Consider the following 21274-nt stretch of genomic DNA (forward strand, 5'->3'; position numbering starts at 1 on the left):
GCTATTCGCGGCCGAGGGTCCAGCCGCTGATCTCCTTTGCGTCCTCGCCGAACTCCCTGGTGTGGTTGTGCGCCCGGATGCGCCGGTCCTGCAGCGACTGGCGCAGCAGCGAGTGCCGTTCGGCCAGCCCCGGCACCCGGTCAATCGCGTCGATGGCCAGCTGGTAGCGGTCGATCCCGTTGAGCATGGCCATGTCGAACGGCGTCGTGGTGGTGCCTTCCTCCTTGTAGCCGCGCACGTGCAGGCCCTCCTGGTTGGTGCGGCGGTAGGCCAGCCGGTGGATCAGCGAGGGGTAGCCGTGGTAGGCGAAAATGATCGGCTTGTCCGCGGTGAAGATGCCGTCAAAGTCCCGGGACGAGAGGCCGTGCGGGTGTTCGGCGGCGTCCTGGAGCCGCATCAGGTCCACCACGTTCACCACCCGGATCTTCAGCCCGGGCGCCCCTTCCTTGAGCAGTTCGGCCGCCGCCACGGTCTCCACGGTGGGGACGTCGCCCGCGCAGGCCAGGACGACGTCGGGCTCCTCGCCCGGGACCTCCGAACCGGCGAATTCCCAGATCCCCAGGCCGCGCTGGCAGTGGTGTGCCGCCTCGGCCGGCGCCAGCCAGGTGGGCGAGGGCTGTTTGCCGCTGACCACGATGTTGACGTAGTCCCGCGAACCGAGGCAGTGCTCCATCACCGAGAGCAGCGTGTTCGCGTCCGGCGGCAGGTAGACCCGGATGACCTCGGACTTCTTGTTCACCGCGTGGTCGATGAAGCCCGGGTCCTGGTGCGAGAAGCCGTTGTGGTCCTGCTGCCAGACGTGCGAGGAGAGGACGTAGTTCAGCGAGGCGACGGGCTGGCGCCACGGCAGCTCGCGGTGCACCTTGAGCCACTTGGCGTGCTGGTTGAACATCGAGTCGACAATGTGGATGAACGCTTCGTAGCAGCTGAACACCCCGTGTCGGCCGGTGAGCAGGTAGCCTTCCAGCCAGCCCTGGCACAGGTGTTCGCTGAGGACCTCCATCACCCGGCCGGCCCGGGCGAGGTGCTCGTCGACGGCCTCGATCCGGTACTGCCAGACCTTGTCCGTGACCTCGTAGACGTCCTGCAGCCGGTTGGACGCGGTCTCGTCCGGGCCGAAGAGCCGGAAGGTCTCCGGGTTGAGCGCTATCACGTCCCGCAGCCAGGAGCCGAGGGTGGTCATGGCGCTGACCCGCCCCCGGCCCGGCTGGGCGACCTCCACCGCGTGGTCGGCGTAGCCGGGCAGCAACAGGTCCCGCAGCAGGATGCCGCCATTGGCATGCGGGGTGGCGCTCATCCGCAGCTCGCCTCCGGGGGCGTTCGCCGCCACCTCCGGCCGGAGCCGGCCGGCGCCGTCGAACAGTTCCTCCGGGCGGTAGGACTCCAGCCACTGGCCGAGCTGGGCCAGGTGTTCAGGGTTGGTGCGGACTTCGGCGAGCGGCACCTGGTGGCTGCGCCAGGTGCCTTCCACCTGCAGCCCGTCGACCGTTTTCGGCCCGGTCCAGCCCTTGGGCGAGCGCAGCACGATCATCGGCCACACGGCGGCGGGCGCGTCGTCACCGTTCCAGCCGCCAGCTGTTGTTGAGACCCTGCGGGCCGCCTGGATGGCACGGATCTCGGCCAGGCACTCGTCCAGCACCGCGGCGAAATCCCGGTGCGCCGCGGCGGTGTCCTCCGGGTCAGCGACGGTCACGAAGTGCGGCTTGTGGCCGTACCCGCGCAACAGCTGCTCCAGCTGGGCCTCCGGCATCCGCGCGAGAATCGTGGGGTTGGCGATCTTGTAGCCGTTCAGGTGCAGGATCGGCAGCACGGCCCCGTCCGACGCCGGGTCCAGGAAGTTGTGGGAGTGCCAGCTCGCGGCGAGCGGCCCGGTCTCCGCCTCGCCGTCGCCGATCACGACGGCGGTGATCAGCTGGGGGTTGTCGAACACCGTGCCGTAGGCGTGCGCCAGCGAGTAGCCGAGTTCGCCGCCCTCATTGATGGAGCCCGGGGTTTCCGGGGCGGCGTGGCTGGGGATGCCGCCGGGGTAGGAGAACTGCCGGAACAGCTCGGCCAGGCCGTCCGCGTCCGGGCCGACGTTGCTGTAGATCTCCGAGTAGGTGCCCTCCAGCCAGCCGTTCGCCACCACGGCGGGTCCACCGTGGCCCGGGCCGGCAACGAACAGCATCTCCTGGGCATCCCGGCGGATGACGCGGTTCAGGTGCGAATAGATGAAGTTCAATCCCGGGGTGGTGCCCCAGTGGCCGAGCAGGCGGGACTTGGTGTCCCCGGCGCTCAGCGGCTCACGCAGCAGCGGGTTGGAGCGCAAATAGATCTGGCCTACCGAGAGATAGTTGGCGGCCCGCCACCACCGGTCCACGAGTCCAAGTTCGTCCGCGCCGGCCGTCTCCGCGGCCCGCTGCCCTGTCCCCTGTTCCAACCCATCAACCACTGATGCACTCCGCCCCGGTCCGTGCCGCCGTCGGCAGCGTCTCCCCCCATCGCAACATTTCCCGGGGTCAGAGACAAGCCCGGCGGGTGTCCCGGCGGGGCCCGCGGCGGGTCTGTTACGGGTCCGGCACCGGCACACCCTGAGGGCTTGCCTCCCGTTTGGCACGCGGTAGTGTGGCATCCAGTATGTTCACGCTGACCATCAACCAAACCGACAGCCGGCGCGACGGCGACCGTGTGCCGCAGCTCCTCAAGGACCTGCGTCACATTCCGGCGCGCCTGGATTTCGACCGTTCGGTGGAGGATGAGGTCCAGGGCATCTTGGACTGCCCGCGCCTGGCCGTCGAGGCGGCGCTGATCGCCCTGCGGACGGGTGCCTGGTATGTCGGGATCGGCGTCGGCCCGGTCAACGAACCGCTGCCGAACCAGATCAAGGACGCCTCCGGCCACGGGCTGGTCTATGCCCGCCGCGCCGTGGACCGGCTGAGAAACGGCAAGGAGCGCATCCCGGTGGCGGTGGAGGGCCCGTTCGCGGACCTGGCCGCGGAAGCCGAGTCCGTGCTGCGGCTGCTGGGCCACATTGTGCACGACCGGAGCGCCGCCGAGTGGCGGGTGCTGGACCTGCTGACCCCCGGCGTGCGCGGGCAGCAGAAAGCCGTGGCCGAGGAGCTGGGCATCACCACCCAGGCCGTCAGCAAGGCCGTGGCCCGGGCGCAGTGGAACGAGGAACACGCGGCCAGGCCCGCCGCCGCCCGGCTGCTGGGCCTGATCCTCGAGGTCCGCTAGGCCGGGCGCGCCGCACCGGCGTCCGCACCGTTGTCTTAGAGGAGGATGCTGCGCAGCACGTGGGCGGCGCCGTCGTCGTAGACCGAGTGGGTGACCTCGTCAGCGGCGGCGATCACCTCCGCGGGCGCCTGTCCCATCGCCACGCCGCGGCGTGCCCAGGTGAGCATCTCGATGTCGTTCCGGCCGTCGCCGACGGCGACCGTGCGGTGCGCCTCGATGCTCAGCCGTCCGCGCAGTTGTTCCAGGGCACTGGCCTTGGTGACGCCGGCGGCGGCAATGTCCAGCCACGCCGTCCAGCCCACGGAGTAGGTGACGCCGGCGAGGCCCACGTGGCGGATCGCGGCGTTGAATTCCTCGGGCGTGTTCTCGGAACTGAACACCACGACGCGCACGGCGGTGGCCTCCAGCATGGTCTGGAAGTCGACGCCGATTGCCTCGACGCCGAAGCTGGCGTCCTGGAAGCGTTCGGTGGAGAGGAAGTTGCCGTTCTCGTCCTCGAGCGCGTACTTGGCCGAGGGCAGCCGCTTGCGCAGTGCCCGGAGCGCCGGCCCGGGGTCGAAGGTGGCTTTGTGCAACACCTCGTAGCCGTCGGCCAGTCCGGAATCCACGCGCAGCGTGACGCCGCCGTTGGAGCAGACCGCGTAGCCGCTTTCAATGCCGATGTGCTCGATGATGGGCAGGGTCGCGTTGAGCGAGCGGCCCGTCGCGATCATCACCTCGTGCCCGGCGGCCACCACGGCCTGGGCGGCTTCCCGGACGGGGACGGACATGTGCCCGTCGTGGTCGACGAGGGTTCCGTCGACGTCGAGGGCGATCATCATTTTTTCGTTTGCATCTCGCTGGTCATCGTTGCCAGCGACTGAGGCTTCAGTCAATGTAGTCATCCAATAAGTAGAGCAGACACCGCCGACAGCTGCTAGGACGCGCGCCACAGCGGCGCGTGAAGCGTTGGTGAACAGCTGCCGACGGCGGGTGGGCTAGAGGACGGGGAGCACCGTCATGCCACCGAGGTACTTTTGCAGCGCTGCCGGGACGTTGACCGAGCCGTCCGGGTTCTGGTGGTGCTCCAGGATGGCGACGATCCAGCGGGTCGTGGCGAGGGTGCCGTTGAGGGTGGCAACCGCGCGGGTGCCCTTGGGTGCGCCCTCCTCGTTCAGCACGCGTTCACGGATGTTGAGCCGGCGCGCCTGGAAGGTGGTGCAGTTGGAGGTGGAGGTCAGCTCGCGGTAGGCGCCCTGGGTGGGGACCCAGGCTTCGCAGTCGAACTTGCGGGCCGCGGAAGTGCCAAGGTCGCCCGCGGCGGTGTCGATCACGCGGTAGGGCAGCTCGCACTTGGCCAGCATCTCCTCTTCCCAGGCCAGCAGGCGGGCATGCTCGGCGGCGGCCTCTTCGACCGTGGTGTAGATGAACATCTCCACCTTGTTGAACTGGTGGACCCGGATGATGCCGCGGGTGTCCTTGCCGTGCGAACCGGCCTCGCGGCGGTAGCAGGAGCTCTGCCCGGCGTAGCGGATCGGACCGCCACTGAGGTCCAGGATTTCGTCGGCGTGGTAGCCGGCCAGGGCCACCTCCGAGGTCCCCACAAGGTAGAGGTCGTCCTCGGCGAGGCGGTAGATCTCGGCGTCGTGTTTGACGTCGAAGCCGGTGCCCTGCATGGTTTCGGGCCGCACCAGCGTCGGGGTGATCATGGGCACGAAGCCGGCGTCGATGGCCTGCTCCATGGCCATCTGAAGCAGCGCCATTTCAAGCCGAGCGCCTACGCCGCGCAGGAAGTAGAAGCGTGAACCGGAGACCTTGGCCCCGCGTTCCATGTCGATCGCGCCGATCAGCTCGCCGATTTCGAGGTGGTCTTTCGGCTCAAAGTCGGGGAATTCGCGGGGCGTCCCCACCGTCTTGACCACAACGTAGTCGTCCTCACCGCCCGCCGGAACCCCGTCCTCGACGAGGTTGGGGATGCCGCGCAGCAGCTCCTCCTGGGCGGACTGGGCGACGTCGGCCTCGGCCGAGGCTTCCTTGACCGAGGCCGCAAGGACCTTCACCTCGGCGAGCAGGGCCTGCTTTTCCTCGCCCTTGGCCTGCGCCACCTTCTTGCCGAAGGCGTTCTGCTCGGCCCGCAGGTTTTCAAAACGGATCAGCGCCGCGCGCCGGGCCGAATCCGCGGCGATGATCGCGTCCACCACGGATTCATCGGCGCCGCGGGCGCGCTGGCTGGCACGGAACTTGTCCGGATTTTCGCTGAGGTCTTTTACGTCGATCACCAGATAAGAGTATCGAATCCGGGGGCCGCCCTTCGGCAGTCCTGCCGCGGCGGACACGCGGGATAGTGTTGGAGCAACATGCGCGACTGGCTGCTTTACCTCGTCATCGCTGGAGCCCTGGTATTTGCCGTCTCCAGCTGGTGGGGTGTGCGCCGGTTGAAGGCCAAGCACACGCGCAGTGCCGTCTGGGAAGAAACGCACAACCCGGGCCTGGTCAGGCAAAAGGTCGCCGTCGTGATCAACCCGATCAAGTCCAGGTCCGCAGAGGCCCGGGTCCTGGTCGAGAGCGCCTGCCTCGCGGCCGGCTGGGAGGCCCCGCGCTTTTTCGAAACCACCGCCGAGGACCCCGGCTTTTCGCAGGCCCGGGCCGCCGTCGAATACGGGGCCGACGTCGTCCTGGTGGGCGGCGGCGACGGCACCGTCCGCGTGGTGGCCGACGTGCTCGCGCATACGGATATCGCCATGGGTCTCTTACCGCTGGGCACCGGGAACCTGCTGGCCCGCAACGTCCACCTGGACATCGGGAACCTGCACGGCTGCGTGGAGATTGCGCTGTTCGGACACCAGCGCTTCATCGACACCGCCCGCATGACGGTGGAGAACGCCCGGACCGGGCAGTCCGCGGACCATGCCTTTTTGGTGATTGCCGGCATGGGCATGGACGCCGAGGTGGTGGGAGACACCAACGACGGGCTGAAGAAGGCGGTAGGTTGGCTCGCCTACACCGAGGCCGGTGTGCGGCACCTTCCCGGCCGCCGCAAGAAGGTCTCGATCGCCCTTGACGACCAGCCGGAGCAGTCCCGGAAGATCCGCAGCGTGCTGTTCGCGAACTGCGGGCTGATCCCCGGCGGAATCGATTTCATCCCCCAGGCCATGATCGACGACGGCATGCTGGACGTGGTGGTGATGAGCCCGCGGAGCGCGATTGGCTGGCTGGCGATGTACTGGAAGATTGTGCTGAAGCACAAAAGAAACTTGCCGGTGATGACGTATTACCGCTCCGGCAAGATAGTGATCAAGTGCGCCGAACCGATGCCCACACAGGTCGACGGCGATCCGTCCGGCGAGGCCACCACCGTCACCGTCCGGGTGGCCCCCCGCTCGCTGCTGGTCCGGGTGAGGGAAGACGCCGCCAGTGAGGAACTGCCCAATGGCGGCGGTGCGGCCGGCAAGTCCGGGAGCAGCCAGACCCGAAACCTGCCATGACGCGGCTGGCTTAGCTGGCTTCCTTCTTCGCGTCGGCTTCCTTCTTCGCGTCCGCGGCTGCCTTGGCGGCGCGTGCCTCCGACTGCTCGCGGATCATCGCCTGCTCCTCCTCGAAGCGCAGCCGGTCCGCACGGTCGGCGTCGTCGCCGTCCCAGTCCTGGTTTTCGGCCGTCGGTTTGGGATTGACAATCATTCCCTGGCCGTCATTTTCTGTGCTGGTGCCAGCCATGACCCGCTCCTTCCGGTAGAGGACTACCCCAATAGATCAGGCAAGCATACGCACAGTTTCCAAGGGGTGGAAGTGCCGCATGTGGCATTTGCCTACGCTGTGGGCGAAGCCTAGGGCTTATATTCCTGAACCACAGATGCCCCGGTGAGTATGTCTTGGACCCAGGCGTGGGCGGCCCGGAATGCCTGGTCGGAGGTGTGCGGCGCTACCTCGGCGCGCTGGCCGTCAGCCCGGCCGTAGGAGCCCAGGAAGCGTGTCGCCGGACTGATCCGGTGCAGTCCGGCAAGCGCGTCGGCCACCCGGGCGTCGGCCACATGGCCGTCCGCGTCGATGCTGAAGAAGTAGTGGCCCAGGTACTGGCCGGTGGGACGGGATTCGATCCGGCTCAGGTTCACACCGCGGGTGGCGAACTGGTCCAGGATTTCCATCAGCGCGCCGGGCCGGTCTTCCGGCAGCGGGACCACCACCGTGGTCTTGTCGGCGCCGGTCCGTTCCGGCAGGACCCCGGGGCGCCCCACCAGCACGAACCTGGTCACCGCGCCCGGGTTGTCGCCGATGTTTTCGGCCAGCACCGCCAGGCCCGGCTGCTCGGCCGCGACGATCGGCGCACAGATGGCGGCGTCATAGTGCGGCTCGCCCTCCAGCAGGCCCATTGCGGCCGCGGCGGTGGAGGATCCCGGGATATATTCCGCATTCGGAATATTAGCGTCGACCCAGAGCCGGCACTGCGCCCAGGCGTGCCCGTGGGTGGATACCCTGCGAATGTCTTCGATCCGGACGCCGGGCCGGGCCACCAGCACGAAGCTGATCGGCACCAGGGCCTCGCGGAGGATCCGCAGCTCCTGGCCGGTGGCGATCGCATCGAGGGTTGCCGTGACGCCGCCCTCCACGGAGTTCTCGATCGGCACCATCGCCGCGTCGGCTGAGCCGTCGCGGACCTTGTCCAGCGCCGTGTTGACGTTCGAGGAGGGGATGCGGATGGCCTCCGCGGCGCCTGGCACCTGCATCAACGCCGCCTCTGTGAACGTGCCTTCGGGGCCGAGGAAGGTATAGGTGACAGGTGACGCGGGCATGGGTTCTTCCTTCGTTTACAGGATGACGGGCTTGAGCCCGTTGTCGGACACGAGCGGCAGGCCGTTCTCGAGCCACTGGTCCATTCCGCCGGCCACGTTCAGCGCGGAGTAGCCATGGCCGACGAGCCATTGCGCTGCGCGGAAGGAACGTCCGCCGGTGCGGCAGATGACATACAGGTCCTCGTCCGGGTCCAGTTCGTCGAGCCGGGCCGGGAGCTGGTCGAGGGGAATGTGGACGGCGTGCTCGGCATGGCCGGCCGACCATTCGTAGTCCTCGCGTACGTCCAGGATCCGCGCCGCTTCGGGAATGTCGGATACGGTCACGGTGTCGATGTCGCTCATGGTCGTCCTCTCCGCTGAAACCAAGGTCTGCCCCCAGCGTATCGCCAGCGGTCGGGGCCGGGGCCCAAACAGGTGGCAGGTTACGCTTCTGGAGAGCGCAAAGGAGACCCATGGCAGCCGCACGGCCCACGATTCCCGCCCCCGATAACCCCGCCACTGAGGGGCATGCCCTCCCCCGGCTGCCACTGCTGGGCATGTTGCCACTATGTCCAACGCCTGGAGCGAAGACTGGGCATGTCCCGTCGGGGAAGCAGGAGCTGCGCCGGTACAGCCGGGGCCGTTGACCAGTGGCTGAGATCCACGAGTTGTCCGCCGTCGCGCTCCGCGACGCCCTGCGCTCCGGCGAGCTCTCCGCCCGCCAGGCCGCGGCGCACTTCCTGGACCGCATCGCGTCCGGGAACCCGCACCTGGGTGCCTTCATCACGGTCACCGCCGAGCAGGCCCTCAAGGACGCCGACGCCGCGGACAGCCGCCACGTCCGCGCCGCAGCCGGCGTCGCCGGCGACGGCCCGGCGGACCTGCCGCTGCTGCACGGCATGCCGACCGCCTTCAAGGACCTGACCGACGTCGCCGGCGTCGTCACCACGCACGGCAGCGCCGCCCTGGAGCACAAGGCCGCCGCCGCCGACGGCGCCCTGGCCGCCACACTGAAGGGCGCCGGGGTCATCTCGCTGGGCAAGACGCAGGTTCCGGAATTCGGGCTGACGGCCTACAGCGAGAACCGGATCGCCCCGCCTTCACGCAACCCGTACGCGCTGAGCCGCAGCTCCGGCGGCTCCTCCGGCGGCAGCGCGGCCGCCGTGGCCGCCCGCCTGCTTCCCTTCGCCCCGGGATCCGACGGCGGCGGGTCCATCCGCATCCCCGCCGCCGCCTGCGGCCTGGTGGGCCTGAAACCGGGCCGCGGGCTGGTCCCGGCCGGGGAAAGCACCGGCGACCCCGCCGGGCTGGTGGTCGCCGGTCCGCTGGCCCGCTACGCGGCGGACGCCGCCCTGATGCTCGACGCGCTGGTCCCGCCGCAGCCATCCCGTCAATCACCCGGAGAACCGGCCGGCCGCCGGGGCAGCTACCTGCAACTGGCCGGCCAGGAGCCACCCCCGCTGCGGATCGGCGTCAGCCTGGACAGCCCGTGGCAGGCGGTCTTCCCTTTCACCCCGGACCGCGAAGCCCTCGATGCGCTCGAGACCGGCATCAGGCTGCTGGAGGCGGCCGGGCACGAGACCGGCGAGGCCGCCATCCGCTATGACAACCGCTACCCCGGCGCGTTCACGACGGCGTGGACCGCCGGCGTCGGGAGCGCCCGCATCGCGCCGCAGCGCGAGGCCCTGCTGGCCCCGCTGACCCGCACCTTCCGGCGGCGCGCGCAGCAGCGCAGCGCGGCGAAGCTGAACGAGGCCCTCGGGTTCCTGCGCCAGTTCCAGCGGGACACTGTTGCCCAGTTCTCGGCCTGGGATCTGGTGCTGAGCCCCACGCTGGCGCAGACGCCCCGGCCGGTGGGCTGGTTCACCGGCGCCGCGCACGGCGACGGCTACTGGCCCGCCGAGTGGCCCGCCGACGCGGACGACGACTACCGCAAGCAGTGCGAGTTTGCCCCGTGGTCCTCGCTGGTCAACGTGTGCGGGCTTCCCGCAATCAGCATTCCGGTGCGCTGGACCGGCGGGTCGCCCGGCGCCGGCCTGCCGATGGGGATCCAACTGGTCGGCCCGATGGGATCCGAGGCGCTGCTGCTGCAGGTGGCCGGGCAACTGGGCTTCTAAGCTGCCGCCCGCGGGGGATTACCCGGGCCGCGGCCGCTTGGGGTTTACTGGTGCGAACGCGGTTAACGACACGAGAGGGATCGATGAAGATCACCGGTGCAGTACTGGAGGAAATCGGCCGCCCCCGGCCCTTCGCGGAGTCCAAACCGATCAGCATCGCGGAGCTGGAGCTCTCCGCCCCGGGGCCGACGGAAATCCTCGTCCGGCTCGAGGCGGCCGGCATCTGCCACTCGGATCTCAGCGTCGTCGACGGCAACCGGGTGCGCCCGGTCCCCATGCTGCTCGGCCACGAAGCGGCCGGCCGGGTCGTCGAGGTCGGCGCGGACGTCACCGACCTGCAGCCCGGCCAGCGGGTGGTCATGTCCTTCCTGCCGCGCTGCGAGCAGTGCGCCAACTGCGCAGCGGACGGCCGGCTGCCCTGCACCGCCGGCTCCAAGAGCAACAACAAGGGCACCCTGCTGCACGGCTCCATGCACCTGAGCCGCGCCGGCGAGCCGGTCTTCCACCACCTCGGCGTCTCCGGTTTCGCCAGCCACGCCGTCGTGGACCGGGCCTCCGCGGTGCCGGTCGGCGACGACATCCCGGCGGACATCGCCGCCGTCCTGGGCTGCGCGGTGCTAACCGGAGGCGGCGCGGTGCTGAATGCCGCGAAACCACGGCCCGAGGACAGCATCATGATCGTGGGGCTCGGCGGCGTCGGCATGGCCGCGCTGATCACCGCGGTCTCCCAGGGCATCTCCCGGATCGTCGCCGTCGACACCTTGGACGAGAAGCTGGAGCACGCCCGCCGCCTCGGCGCCCACGAAACGTACACCCCGCAGCAGCTGGCCGAACAAGGCGTCAAGGCCAAGTTCGTGGTCGAATGCGCCGGCAGCGCCCGGGCGTTCGAGACCGCTTTCGCGGCCACCGACGTCGGCGGCACCACGATCACGGCCGGGCTGCCCTCTCCCGACGCCCGCGCGCAACTCTCTCCACTGACCATCACCGCGGAGGCCCGCACGATCATTGGCAGCTACCTCGGCTCGGCCGTGCCGGCCCGGGACATTCCCAAGTACGCGCAGCTGTGGCGGGACGGGAAGCTGCCGGTCGAGGAGCTCATTTCCTCCCGGATCGCGCTGGCGGACATCAACCAGGCCATGGACCAGCTCGCCGACGGCAAGGCCGTCCGCCAGGTCATCATGTTCGACGCCGGCTAGCCTGGCCACGGGGTCCCTCCGGCCGGCTCGCCGGGCAAAGCGGGTCCGCGAAACACCCTCGAATTGACTTGCCCCGGGGCGCCGCGGATGTGACAATCGCGCGCCGCGGTGTCAGCATTAAGTAAATGAGCACAACTCATTTAGACACTCCCCCCGCTACAACGCCGGGCGATACCTCCTTTTTTGGCCACCCAAAGATGCTGGCCAGCCTCTTCTCCGTAGAAATGTGGGAGCGCTTCTCCTTCTACGGAATGCAAGGCATCCTCCTCTACTACATGTACTTCACCGCCGCTGAAGGCGGCCTTGAAATCAACAAGGCCCTCGCCGCCAGCCTGGTCGGAGCCTACGGTGGCGGCGTCTACCTCTCGACCATCCTCGGCGCCTGGCTCGCGGACCGGCTCTTCGGCTCCGAGCGTGTGCTCTTCGGCTCCGCCATCATGATCATGGCCGGGCACATTGCCCTGGCCCTCATCCCCGGGATTCCGGGCCTGGTCGCCGGCCTCGTGCTGGTGGGTGTCGGCTCCGGCGGCCTGAAGGCCAACGCCACCGCCCTGGTCGGAAGCCTGTACCGCGAGAAGGACGAACGCCGCGACGCCGGCTTCTCCATCTTCTACATGGGCATCAACGCCGGCGCCCTGATCGGGCCGCTGGTCACCGGCTGGCTGCAGGAAAGCCAGGGCTTCCACTGGGGCTTCGGCGCCGCCGCCGTCGGCATGGCCGTGGGACTGGCCATCTACGCCCTGGGCCGCAACAAGCTGCCCGAAGAGGCCCATCGGGTGCCCAACGCGCTGCCCGCAGCCGAACGCACCAAGTACGGACTGATCTTCGCCGTGATCGCCGCGATCATCGCGGTGCTGCTGGCGACCGGCGTCGTCAACGCTGACAACCTCGCCATGTCCATGGCGTACGCGGCCATCGGCGCGTCGGCGCTCTACTTCGTCCTGATCTTCAGCAGCAAGAAGGTCAATGCCACTGAGCGGAGCCGGGTCGCGGCGTTCATCCCGCTGTACATCGCCTCCGCCGCGTTCTGGGCGCTCTTCCAGCAGCAGTTCACCTTCATTGCCGTGTACTCGGAGGAGAAGCTGGACCGGAACCTGTTCGGCTGGGAAATGCCGGCGGCCTGGGTCCAGTCCATCAACCCGGTATTCATCATCATCTTCGCCGGCGTCATGGCTGCCCTGTGGACCCGCTTGGGACGCAAGCAGCCCGGCTCGGCCCTGAAGTTCTCGATCGGCCTCTTCGTGATGGGCCTGGCGTTCGTGGCGTTCATCCCGCTGGCCGGCGACGGCAAGACGCCGCTGCTGGCGCTGGTGGGAATCCTGCTGCTGTTCACGCTCGCGGAACTGTTCCTCTCCCCCATCGGCCTGTCCGTGACGACTAAGCTGGCGCCCAAGGCCTTCCACACGCAGATGGTTGCCTTGTTCTTCCTCTCGGTCTCGCTGGGCACCACGCTGGCCGGCATGCTCTCCGGGCTCTACAACCCCGACGACGAACTGCCGTACTTCATCGGCGTCGGCGGCACGGCGATGCTTCTGGCCGTCGGCCTTGCTGCAGCCTCACCTGCCATCAAGAAGCTCATGGGCGGCGTACGCTGAGCTAAATGAGCACCCGATATCGCCCGCCGGCTGAGGCGCGCGTCTACGTCCCCGCCCCCGGCGAGGCGTCCGACGTCGAACTCATGCCGGCGGGCGATGTCACTGAAGGGGTGGTGCGGGTTGGCGGGACAATCCGCCGCCCGCACCAGCCGCAGAGCCTCGCCGTCGCAGGCTACCTCGACTGGCTCGAGGACGCCGGGTTCGACGGTGCGCCGCGGTACCTGGGCCGGGACGTGGAGGGCAGGGACGTGCTGACCTTCCTGCCGGGACAGTGCGCCGGGCCGGTGCCCGAAGCCTGGGTGCAGTCCGAGGAGCTACTGGCCTCGGTGGCCCGTTTGCTGCGCCGGCTCCACACCGCCTCGGCCGGTTTCTTGCCGGACACCCACGCGTTTCCGCCCCGCTACATCCCACCGCGCGCCGTCAGGCAAGACCCGGCGGAGCTCGTGTGCCATCTGGACGTCACGCCGCAGAATGTGGTGGTCCGGGACGGCCTCGCCGCCGGGCTGGTGGACTTCGACCTCGCCGGGCCCAGCACAGCGCTCAGGGATTCCTACAACACCGCCATGCACTGGACGCCGCTCCGCGACCCGGCGGACGTGTGGCCCGGCTGGGAGGGAGTGGACCCGTTCCGGCGGCTCCGTATCTTCGCCGATGCCTACGGCTGGGACCAGGACGAACGACGCCGGGTGCCGGGGCTGGGCATCGAGGCCGCGGCGCTGAGCTATGAACGGATGCGGCACAACGCGGCGACGCTCGGCGGCGGCTGGGCCCGGATGTGGGACGACGGCGTGGGTGAGCTGATCCTCCGCCGCCGCGGCTGGCTGGAGGCCAACGCTGAGCAGCTGGTGGCCGCTCTTACCGAGTGATGAAGTCCGCGTTCGCGAAGGCTACCCCAAGGATCACGACCACCAGCAGGGTGATGGCGATCGCGGCATAACCAAGGACCAGTCCTGCGATGGCCAGGCCCTTGCCGCCCGGCTCGCGGTTCAACGCCAGGTGACCGAGGACGACGGCGGCCAACTGCGGGAGCAGGAAGAAGCCGAAGCCCAGGAACGACGCGATGCCGCAGCACAGGCTCGCGATGCTCAGGCCCTTCGGCGCGGGAGCCACGCCGTAGTAATACGGCTGGCCGTAAGCGTCGGCATACGGACCGGCCGGCTGGCCGTAGGCATCGTGGCTGCCGGCCGGTTGCCCGAGGTGCGGGGCCGCCGTCGGCATCGGCGGAACGTGGCCATCGCCTCCGTATGGCGGACGATACGGCGGCGGCTGGAAGCCTCGGTGCGCCTCGTCATACCCGGACGTGGGCTGCTCGGTCATGGATATCCCCTCTGACGTGTCTAGGTCAAGATTAGCGCCGCGCCGTTTCGCCAAGCCGGACATGCGGCGTCACAGCGGTCCGATTCGGACGAAACCATGTTGCAGGCCCCCCTCGTCTGGCATGCTGGAGCCATGGCTAGCCGCGCGGGCACAGTTGCCCAACCCCAAGACCTTGTTGACCTCACTGCGCTCCTGGACGCGTATTACGACGTTTCGCCGGATCTCGGCGACCCCGGGCAGCGGGTCGCATTCGGCACCTCCGGGCACCGGGGCTCAAGCCTCAAGGCGTCGTTTAACGAACCGCATATCCTCGCCATCACCCAGGCCATCGTGGAATACCGCGCCGGCCAGGGCATCACCGGTCCGCTGTATCTCGCGAAGGACACCCATGCCCTGAGCGAACCGGCCCAGAACTCCGCCCTCGAGGTCCTCGCCGCGAACGGCGTTCACGTGCTGATTGACGCCCGCCACGGCTACACGCCCACCCCGGCGTTGAGCCACGCCATCCTGACGCACAACAACAATTCCGCCCACGGAGCGCCGCAGGCCGACGGCATCGTGGTGACTCCGAGCCACAACCCGCCCGGCGACGGCGGCTTCAAGTACAACCCGCCGCACGGCGGCCCGGCGGACACCGACGCCACCGGCTGGATCGCCAACCGCGCCAACGAACTGCTCGAGAACGGGCTGCGCGGGGTCAAGCGGGTTCCGATCGCGGACGCCATGGCCGCCGGCACCACCGGCAAGTTCGACTTCCTGTCCAGCTATGTCGATGACCTGCCCTCTGTGCTGGACCTGAACGCGATCCGCGAGGCGGGCGTCCGAATCGGCGCCGACCCCATGGGCGGCGCGTCCGTGGACTACTGGGGCGAAATCGGCGAACGCCACCATCTGAACCTCACCGTGGTGAACCCGACGGTGGACCCGCAGTGGGCCTTCATGACACTGGACTGGGACGAGAAGATCCGGATGGACTGCTCCTCTCCCTCAGCCATGGCCTCCCTGATCAACCGCATGGCTGTTGGTGCTGACGGGTCCGCACCCTTCGACATCGCCACCGGCAACGACGCCGACGCCGACCGGCACGGCATCGTCACGCCGGACGGCGGGCTGATGAACCCGAACCACTACCTCGCCGTCGCGATCGACTACCTGTACCGGCACCGCAGCGGCTGGAACCCGCAGTCCGTGATCGGCAAGACCCTGGTGTCCTCCTCGATCATCGACCGGGTTGCCGAGAGCCTGGGACGGAAGCTCGTCGAGGTGCCGGTGGGCTTCAAGTGGTTCGTCCCAGGGCTGCTCTCCGGCGAGGGCGCCTTCGGCGGCGAGGAATCCGCCGGTGCCTCCTTCAACAAAATGGACGGCAGCGTCTGGACCACGGACAAGGACGGCATCCTGCTGGCACTGCTGGCGTCCGAGATCACGGCAGTGACGGGCAAGTCGCCGTCGCAGCTCTACAAGGGCCTCACCGACAAGTTCGGCGACCCCGTCTACGCCCGGATCGACGCCGCCGCGACGCGCGAGCAGAAAGCCGCCCTGGGCAAGCTGTCGCCGTCGGACGTCACCGCGACGGAACTGGCCGGCGAAACCATCACCGCCAAGCTGACCGAGGCGCCCGGCAACGGCGCGGCCATCGGCGGATTGAAAGTGGTCACCCAGAACGCCTGGTTCGCGGCCCGCCCGTCGGGCACCGAGGACGTCTACAAGATCTACGCCGAGTCCTTCAAGGGCGCGGAGCACCTGAAGCAGGTACAGGCGGAAGCCAAGGCCCTGGTGGACGGGGTTATTTCCTAGCTGCCACTGGCGCGGGGGCCGGCGGCCGGGGCTGGCCCTGCCGTTGGCCCGGCGCCGGGGCCTGGGCTCAGGCCGTCTGCTCCTCGCGGAGGCTGGCGGCCAGTACCGAGCGGTCCCGGCCCAGCGTTTTCGCGCGGTAGAGAGCGGCGTCGGCCGAGGCGATCAGGGCCTGCAGGTCCACCCGGCCGGGGCCGGTCGAGGCAATCCCGTAGCTCACGGTGGGGAGCCGCGCCTCCACGTTCGGCTGTGCTTCCTGCAAGCGGCGGCTGATGGTGGCCGCCATCTCGCCGGCGCGCTCCGGACTGACCCCGGGGAGCAGCAGGACGAACTCCTCGCCGCCATAGCGCCCCACGAGGTCGGTGGAACGGACCGAGGCCGTACACGCCGCGGCAAAGGCCTGCAGCGCGACGTCTCCGGCCGCATGCCCGTACTGGTCATTGACGGCCTTGAAGTGGTCCAGGTCGGCCAGGACCAGCGAGGCCGTGGTCCGGGCGTTGCCCAGGCGGCGCAGTTCGTTCTCTGCCAGGTCCATGAAAGCGGTGCGGTTGAGCAGCCCGGTAAGCCCGTCGACGGTGGCGCGCGCCCGGAGGTCACGGGTCAGTTGCTCGTTGCTCAACTCGGCCATGGTGAAAGATGCGAGCACCAGGACCATCGAGGTGAGGAGGGTCGTCACCACCGAGCCGAAGTAGGCGACGAATACCGGCCCATGCGGGCCATCAACGACAAATGCGGCCAGGCGGCCGACGTAGAAGACGGTCAGGAGGCCGGAGCCGTAGGCGAGGGGGCGGTGCACCCGGGAGTAGTCGACCTCGAGCAGGAAGAGCTCGCGGGAGGAGAGCCCCAACATCAGCGCCATCATTGCCAGCAGCACCGGCCCGCCGGACCAGTCGTTCGTGGCCGGGTGGTCCAGCACCGACACGACGCCCGTCGCCACCGGTCCCGCAAGCAGGAACCACAGCCTGGGGCTTCCGCTCCGCAGCGACCGGGCGCCGGCCCACATGGCTCCGGCGCCGCCGACCAGCAAGGTATTTCCCAATGGGTTCGCCCACGCCTGGTGGACCGTTCCGTCCAGCAGATAGGCAGCGGATCCGGTGAGGAAGAGCAGGAGGGCCGAGCACCACCAGGCGCTGAAGGGCGAACGGGTCCGCCTGAAAGTGATGAAGTAGAACAGGCACAGCAGCGTCAGGCAACACGCAGGGTAGAGGTGTCAAGCATCATCCTGTGGTTCCCCCAGCACGCACCTAGTGACCCCAATATGCGTGGGTGTCAGCTCTCGATTTGACCCCAGTATGGCACCTCGGAGAACAAATGAAGAGCTTCATTCATGATGTGGCCTCCCAAAGCCTCAGCACCCGCCGCGTGGCATGCCCGCCGTCGGGGGCCATGTCCACCAGGGCGATCCGGTCCAGCGCCAGTTGCTCGCCCGCGCGGGGCGTTTTTTCGCCCCGATGGGAAACATGCGGCCGGAAGCCCGCCATGGTGTAGCCGGGGGTGGCGATCCGGCCGTGCAAGGCCTCGACCGCTGCCACGAGGGCTTCGTGGAGGGTCTGGAGCGGGGCACTGGGTTCGATCAGGCTGACCGGAACGGAGCCGCCACGGCCAAAGCCCGCCTCCCCGCCCACGGTCACGGCGCTGCCCAGCGCGGCCCGGGCCGGCGCCTCCATGAGCCCGGCCACCCGGGCGGCCAGCGCGTCCCCGGCGGCGGCGGAAACGTCACCGTCGCCGTCGGCGGCCGGAGGCGGTTCGACGACGTCGAACTTCACCAGGGTGATGTGCAGCGGCCAGGCATCGCGCGGGAACTCCATCCCCTCGGTGACGGGCTCCAGGAAGGCGACCACAATCAGGTTCCGCATGGGCCAAGTCTGCCACTGGCCCCCGTCACTGGCCCCTTCCCCGGGCACTTAGACGGTGCGCACCACGTCTTCGTAGGCGAACTTCGGCTTCGGGGCGCCCCAGGCGTCCTCGGCGGCCTGGCCGATGTTAACCACCATGAAGCTCTTCTGGCTGCCGTCCGGGAAGAAAGCGGTGTCGATCTTGCCGAAGTCGGCGCCGGTCATCGGCCCGGCCGCGAGTCCCAGCGACCGGACGGCGAGGATGAAGTAGCCGGCCTGCAGGTGGGCGTTGTTGTTGCCGGTGGCCGCGGCCAGGTCCGGGGCGGCGTCGTACATGGCCTTGGGGGCGTTGTAGCCGGGGAGGAAGTTGTCCCACTGCTCGTGCCAGGCGGTGTCGACACTGAGGATCGCGACCAGCGGCGCGGAAGCCGTCTTGACCCGGTTGCCGGCGGACAGGGCGTCCACCAGCGCGGCGCGGGCCTCGTCCGAACGGACATAGGTGACGCGCAGGGGCTGGGAGTTGAACGCGGTGGGACCAAACTTCGTCAGCTCGTAGATGGCACGGGCCTGCTCGTCCGTGACTTCACCGGTGAAGGAGTTGGCCGTGCGCGCCTGGGCAAAGATGGCGTCCACCGCTGCGGCGTCGATTACTGCTTCTTCATGGGCGATCGTCATCGCGTCCCTTTCGCTGGGCTTCCACCCCGTCCGGGGCACTGTTGCTGTCCCTTGGTTCAACCGATGCCCGGGACGGCTGCTTCCCGGGGCGCGGAGTGACGTCGCCCACAGCGGGAAGGCAAGGTCACTCCCGCTCCGCCAGCCGCAGCATTCGAAGGCTGTCGCGGCGATACATTGCGGCGTGATCGTTGAGTTCCGGCCGTCCCGTGGCCGCCGCCCGGCCGTCGGAGTAGTCGGCGAGCTCACGAAGCCTGGCGGCGAGTGTCTCCAGCACGTCACGTCGCGGGAACGGTAAACCGTACGCCGCAGTCAGTTCGTCCAGGCGGTCCAGTCTCTCCGGTCCCTCCGGCGCACCGGCGCCACCGCCCTCGATCAGCGGCACCAGCTGGTAGGCCAGGTAGGCGAAGTCCCAGATCCTTGGCCCCGGCGACGCAGCGTCAAAATCAAAGACTCCGGCGAACCGCTGGCCCTGGAACACCATGTTGTACGGGGCGAAGTCGTTGTGGCACACCACCTCAACCGGTTGGTGGGTTGGCAATTGCCAGCTCAGCGGCTCGTGGGCCAACTCGACGCTGGCATCGTGGATCTTCCGGAGCAGGCTGGCCGCCTCCCGCAGGATCGAGGGATGCCAAATCCACTCCGGAAGCGGATACTCCACCACGTCCCCCGGCAGGAAGGACAGGATTTCGCGGCCTTGCTCGTCCATGCCTGCCGCTGACGGAACTCGCCTGATTCCGCTGGCGCGGAGCGTATCGAGCAGGGCGTGAACGGCCGGCGTCCAGGGCCCGGCGTTTCTGCGGACGGTGTCCCCCACGCGCGCGACGATGCTTGAATTGCCGCCGGCAAGGACCTCTTCGTTCACCATCCAACCAATCTAGGGGACGTGGTGCGGCCGGCAAAGGTTCGGCGCCGCGGTTCGGTGAGGGCGACGGCGGGCGCCGGGGCCTCTGGGGCGCCTGGGGCGCCTAGGCGTCGTCGTGCTGCAAGGAGGACGAGAGCTCGCGGTGGGCGTTGGCCTGTTCGCCGGATCGTTGGTCAGGCGCCGGCTGGCCGGTCCGGGGGGAGACCTTGGACGCCCACGCCCTCGGAAGATGTAGCGAGTTGGGCTGTAATGTCATCAGTCCAGGCGTCGATGGCCGCCCAGTCCCGCAGGTCCCCGAAGCGGCCGCCGGTGAGCCGGAACAGGACCCGGAGCGGCGTCGGCATCTGGGCCGCCTCGTAGACACCGGAGAAGACTTTGTGGCCGCGGAGCGGAACTTCCCGGAACTGGGATTGTTCCAGACGCTTCTGTTGCAGTTCCGCACCGCGCTTTCGAAATAGCCGTGGCAAGGCGTCGGACATCCCCACGCTGAACGCCCAGACAGGTCGTTTGGCCAGCTCGTGCGCATTGTGTGTGAAGAACAGCAAAGCCGGATCCAGCCACGCCTGATTGTGGATGGCACTGCCGACGACGACTGCCTCGTAGCCGGAGACAGATTTGATTTCCTCCACGGACCGGCACTCGACCTCGCCCAGCGCAACAGCCATGCGGCCGGCTACATGTTCAGCTATCCCCCGGGTGGACCCCAGTGCACTTGCATAGGCAACGAGAACTCTCATGGTTGAACCTCCTACCTTCCTCGCCCAAGTCTTATAGAGGCTGGGCCGGTTCGAACCTGCCATAAGTCCCGACACGGGCCAGCCTGAGGACGAGGGGCGCGGCCTGAGGCAACGGTAGTCAACAAAGACCGGGCGACGGCGGGTGGCAGTATTTACCTCGGAAGTCCGTGGGAATACTGAAGGAGGGTCGGCGAATGACATTCGGGGAGCTAGTCGTCCGTCCGGCCGCGCCGGAAGACGCAGGCGAGGTCCGCAGCTTGTCGATAGCTTTCACCCCTGGCGCCCGGGATGTGCCCCGGAAGGACTTCGACAGCCGTTACGCGGCCGCTGTCGGCGGCGCGGATTGGTGCATAGCCGTTGCGCAGTCTGGCGGGCGCCTCCTCGGCTACGGACTTGCCCAGGACTTCGGGCCGGGTTTGCGCACAACCTTCACTACGGGCCGGGTACATGACCTCTACGTCGATCCGGAGGCACGTCGGCTCGGCGCGGGCGGGGCGATCATGGACTTCATCTTTGCGTGGGCGAGAGCTCGGCCCCAGCCGATGATTCTCGACTGGCAGGCGAGCCCCTCCGCCGTGGGCTTCTACGAAGCGCTGGGCTTCCAGGCCGATCGTGTGGGGGACTATCCGGACCATCCGGGTTTCACTCTTGACCTGCGCGAATAGGCGCGGCGGATAGGAGTAGTCGGAGCGCACAGCTGCCCGGTAGCGGGTGCTCCTAATAATGTCTGAGGTCTCTGATGAACTTAGTTCATGGGAATCAGTGCAGCTCTCATCGCTCGTCCGGCCGGCTGGCCGGACGGCGATGAGGGCGGGCGCGGCCCGGAACTGGATAGCGTGCTTGGGCAAGTCCGGCGGTTGTGTTCGACGGCGGTCGGGGATGCTGCGCTGTTCAGCTTCGGGGAGGCTGCGGAGTTCGCCGCCGGGGTCGAGGAGCTCGCCCGGGCCGTGGATTTCCTGCAGCTCGTCGGCGCGGCCGCCGTGGACCGAGCCCGCAAGGAAGCCGCCGCCGCGGATTCCCCGGTCCTGGACGACGGTTACCGCAAGAGCGGGGACTTCCTCCGGGACCGGTTGCAGATCACCGGCACCGAGGCCCACCGCCGCCTGTCCCTGGCCGGGGACGTGCTGCCGCGTACCGGGATCACCGGCCAGATCCTCCCGCCCCTGCACGAAGAACTCGCCGCCGCCG

20 protein-coding genes and 1 pseudogene are annotated in these 21274 nt (G+C 68.6%); 9 read left to right on the forward strand and 12 right to left on the reverse strand.

Annotation, left to right across the window (positions count from 1 at the left end; translation table 11 throughout):
* Position 1 precedes the first annotated feature (1 nt).
* Positions 2-2419 carry a phosphoketolase family protein gene (locus HNO80_RS16460; RefSeq protein ID WP_217501013.1) on the reverse strand — a complete coding sequence of 806 codons (2418 nt, stop codon included), beginning with the start codon at positions 2417-2419 and terminating at the stop codon, positions 2-4.
* 197 nt (positions 2420-2616) lie between these two features.
* Here HNO80_RS16460 and HNO80_RS16465 point away from each other — a divergent pair, with 197 nt between their 5' ends.
* Positions 2617-3216, forward strand: a complete 600-nt coding sequence (locus tag HNO80_RS16465) for a MarR family transcriptional regulator (protein ID WP_175323930.1) — start codon at positions 2617-2619, stop codon at positions 3214-3216.
* A 35-nt stretch (positions 3217-3251) separates the two neighbouring features.
* On the opposite strand, the gene HNO80_RS16470 is transcribed toward HNO80_RS16465, so the two are convergent.
* Both HNO80_RS16470 and serS read right to left on the reverse strand, forming a co-directional pair.
* Entirely contained in the window at positions 3252-4100 is an 849-nt protein-coding gene (locus HNO80_RS16470; RefSeq protein WP_175323931.1) for an HAD family hydrolase, read from the reverse strand.
* A 93-nt stretch (positions 4101-4193) separates the two neighbouring features.
* Complete coding sequence (serS, locus tag HNO80_RS16475) at positions 4194-5474, reverse strand: serine--tRNA ligase (RefSeq protein ID WP_175323932.1); 1281 nt, start codon at positions 5472-5474, stop codon at positions 4194-4196.
* A gap of 78 nt (positions 5475-5552) precedes the next feature.
* Between serS and HNO80_RS16480 the strand changes: the two genes are divergently transcribed.
* Positions 5553-6680: a diacylglycerol/lipid kinase family protein gene (locus HNO80_RS16480; RefSeq protein WP_175323933.1), complete on the forward strand. Its 1128-nt coding sequence runs from the start codon at positions 5553-5555 to the stop codon at positions 6678-6680.
* 10 nt (positions 6681-6690) lie between these two features.
* Here HNO80_RS16480 and HNO80_RS16485 read toward each other — a convergent pair whose 3' ends face one another.
* From HNO80_RS16485 to HNO80_RS16495, 3 genes are all read right to left on the reverse strand, one after another.
* On the reverse strand, positions 6691-6909 hold the full coding sequence (locus HNO80_RS16485) for a hypothetical protein (protein WP_175323934.1): 219 nt from the start codon (positions 6907-6909) through the stop codon (positions 6691-6693).
* A gap of 110 nt (positions 6910-7019) precedes the next feature.
* Positions 7020-7982 (reverse strand): prephenate dehydratase, encoded by a 963-nt coding sequence (gene pheA, locus HNO80_RS16490; RefSeq protein WP_175323935.1) that lies wholly within the window; start codon positions 7980-7982, stop codon positions 7020-7022.
* Between the two features lie 15 nt (positions 7983-7997).
* On the reverse strand, positions 7998-8324 hold the full coding sequence (locus HNO80_RS16495; protein ID WP_175323936.1) for a rhodanese-like domain-containing protein: 327 nt from the start codon (positions 8322-8324) through the stop codon (positions 7998-8000).
* 287 nt (positions 8325-8611) lie between these two features.
* Here HNO80_RS16495 and HNO80_RS16500 point away from each other — a divergent pair, with 287 nt between their 5' ends.
* The 4 genes from HNO80_RS16500 to HNO80_RS16515 all read left to right on the forward strand — a co-directional run bounded on the left by HNO80_RS16500 (position 8612) and on the right by HNO80_RS16515 (position 13735).
* The gene (locus tag HNO80_RS16500; protein ID WP_175323937.1) at positions 8612-10078 is read left to right on the forward strand and encodes an amidase; all 1467 of its coding nucleotides are present in this window, start codon (positions 8612-8614) and stop codon (positions 10076-10078) included.
* Positions 10079-10161: 83 nt separating this feature from the next.
* Positions 10162-11274, forward strand: a complete 1113-nt coding sequence (locus tag HNO80_RS16505; RefSeq protein WP_175323938.1) for an alcohol dehydrogenase catalytic domain-containing protein — start codon at positions 10162-10164, stop codon at positions 11272-11274.
* A 125-nt stretch (positions 11275-11399) separates the two neighbouring features.
* A complete protein-coding gene (locus HNO80_RS16510; RefSeq protein ID WP_175323939.1) occupies positions 11400-12869 on the forward strand; it encodes a peptide MFS transporter in 1470 nt (489 codons plus the stop codon).
* A 5-nt stretch (positions 12870-12874) separates the two neighbouring features.
* Entirely contained in the window at positions 12875-13735 is an 861-nt protein-coding gene (locus HNO80_RS16515) for a phosphotransferase (protein ID WP_175323940.1), read from the forward strand.
* Here the strand turns inward: HNO80_RS16515 and HNO80_RS16520 are convergent.
* Positions 13725-14186, reverse strand: a complete 462-nt coding sequence (locus tag HNO80_RS16520; protein WP_175323941.1) for a DUF4190 domain-containing protein — start codon at positions 14184-14186, stop codon at positions 13725-13727. The genes HNO80_RS16515 and HNO80_RS16520 overlap by 11 nt on opposite strands.
* A 132-nt stretch (positions 14187-14318) precedes the next feature.
* On the opposite strand from HNO80_RS16520, the gene pgm reads away from it, so the two are divergent.
* Positions 14319-15980, forward strand: a complete 1662-nt coding sequence (gene pgm / locus HNO80_RS16525; protein WP_175323942.1) for a phosphoglucomutase (alpha-D-glucose-1,6-bisphosphate-dependent) — start codon at positions 14319-14321, stop codon at positions 15978-15980.
* 67 nt (positions 15981-16047) lie between these two features.
* On the opposite strand, the gene HNO80_RS16530 is transcribed toward pgm, so the two are convergent.
* The 5 genes from HNO80_RS16530 to HNO80_RS16550 form a co-directional block, all read right to left on the reverse strand.
* Entirely contained in the window at positions 16048-17016 is a 969-nt protein-coding gene (locus HNO80_RS16530) for a GGDEF domain-containing protein (RefSeq protein WP_349627384.1), read from the reverse strand.
* 286 nt (positions 17017-17302) lie between these two features.
* Positions 17303-17833 carry a 2'-5' RNA ligase family protein gene (locus HNO80_RS16535; RefSeq protein ID WP_175323943.1) on the reverse strand — a complete coding sequence of 177 codons (531 nt, stop codon included), beginning with the start codon at positions 17831-17833 and terminating at the stop codon, positions 17303-17305.
* A gap of 48 nt (positions 17834-17881) precedes the next feature.
* Positions 17882-18487: a malonic semialdehyde reductase gene (locus HNO80_RS16540; RefSeq protein WP_175323944.1), complete on the reverse strand. Its 606-nt coding sequence runs from the start codon at positions 18485-18487 to the stop codon at positions 17882-17884.
* Between the two features lie 124 nt (positions 18488-18611).
* On the reverse strand, positions 18612-19352 hold the full coding sequence (locus HNO80_RS16545) for a phosphotransferase (RefSeq protein ID WP_175323945.1): 741 nt from the start codon (positions 19350-19352) through the stop codon (positions 18612-18614).
* 170 nt (positions 19353-19522) lie between these two features.
* Entirely contained in the window at positions 19523-20086 is a 564-nt protein-coding gene (locus HNO80_RS16550) for a flavodoxin domain-containing protein (RefSeq protein ID WP_175323946.1), read from the reverse strand.
* 194 nt (positions 20087-20280) lie between these two features.
* Between HNO80_RS16550 and HNO80_RS16555 the strand changes: the two genes are divergently transcribed.
* Together HNO80_RS16555 and HNO80_RS16560 are read left to right on the forward strand one after the other, a co-directional pair.
* On the forward strand, positions 20281-20751 hold the full coding sequence (locus HNO80_RS16555; protein WP_175323947.1) for a GNAT family N-acetyltransferase: 471 nt from the start codon (positions 20281-20283) through the stop codon (positions 20749-20751).
* 87 nt (positions 20752-20838) lie between these two features.
* A pseudogene (locus tag HNO80_RS16560) lies at positions 20839-21274 on the forward strand (hypothetical protein); the annotation flags it as partial.

Origin of the sequence: Arthrobacter sp. C9C5 (assembly GCF_013359735.1) — a bacterium.
GTDB lineage: Bacteria > Actinomycetota > Actinomycetes > Actinomycetales > Micrococcaceae > Arthrobacter.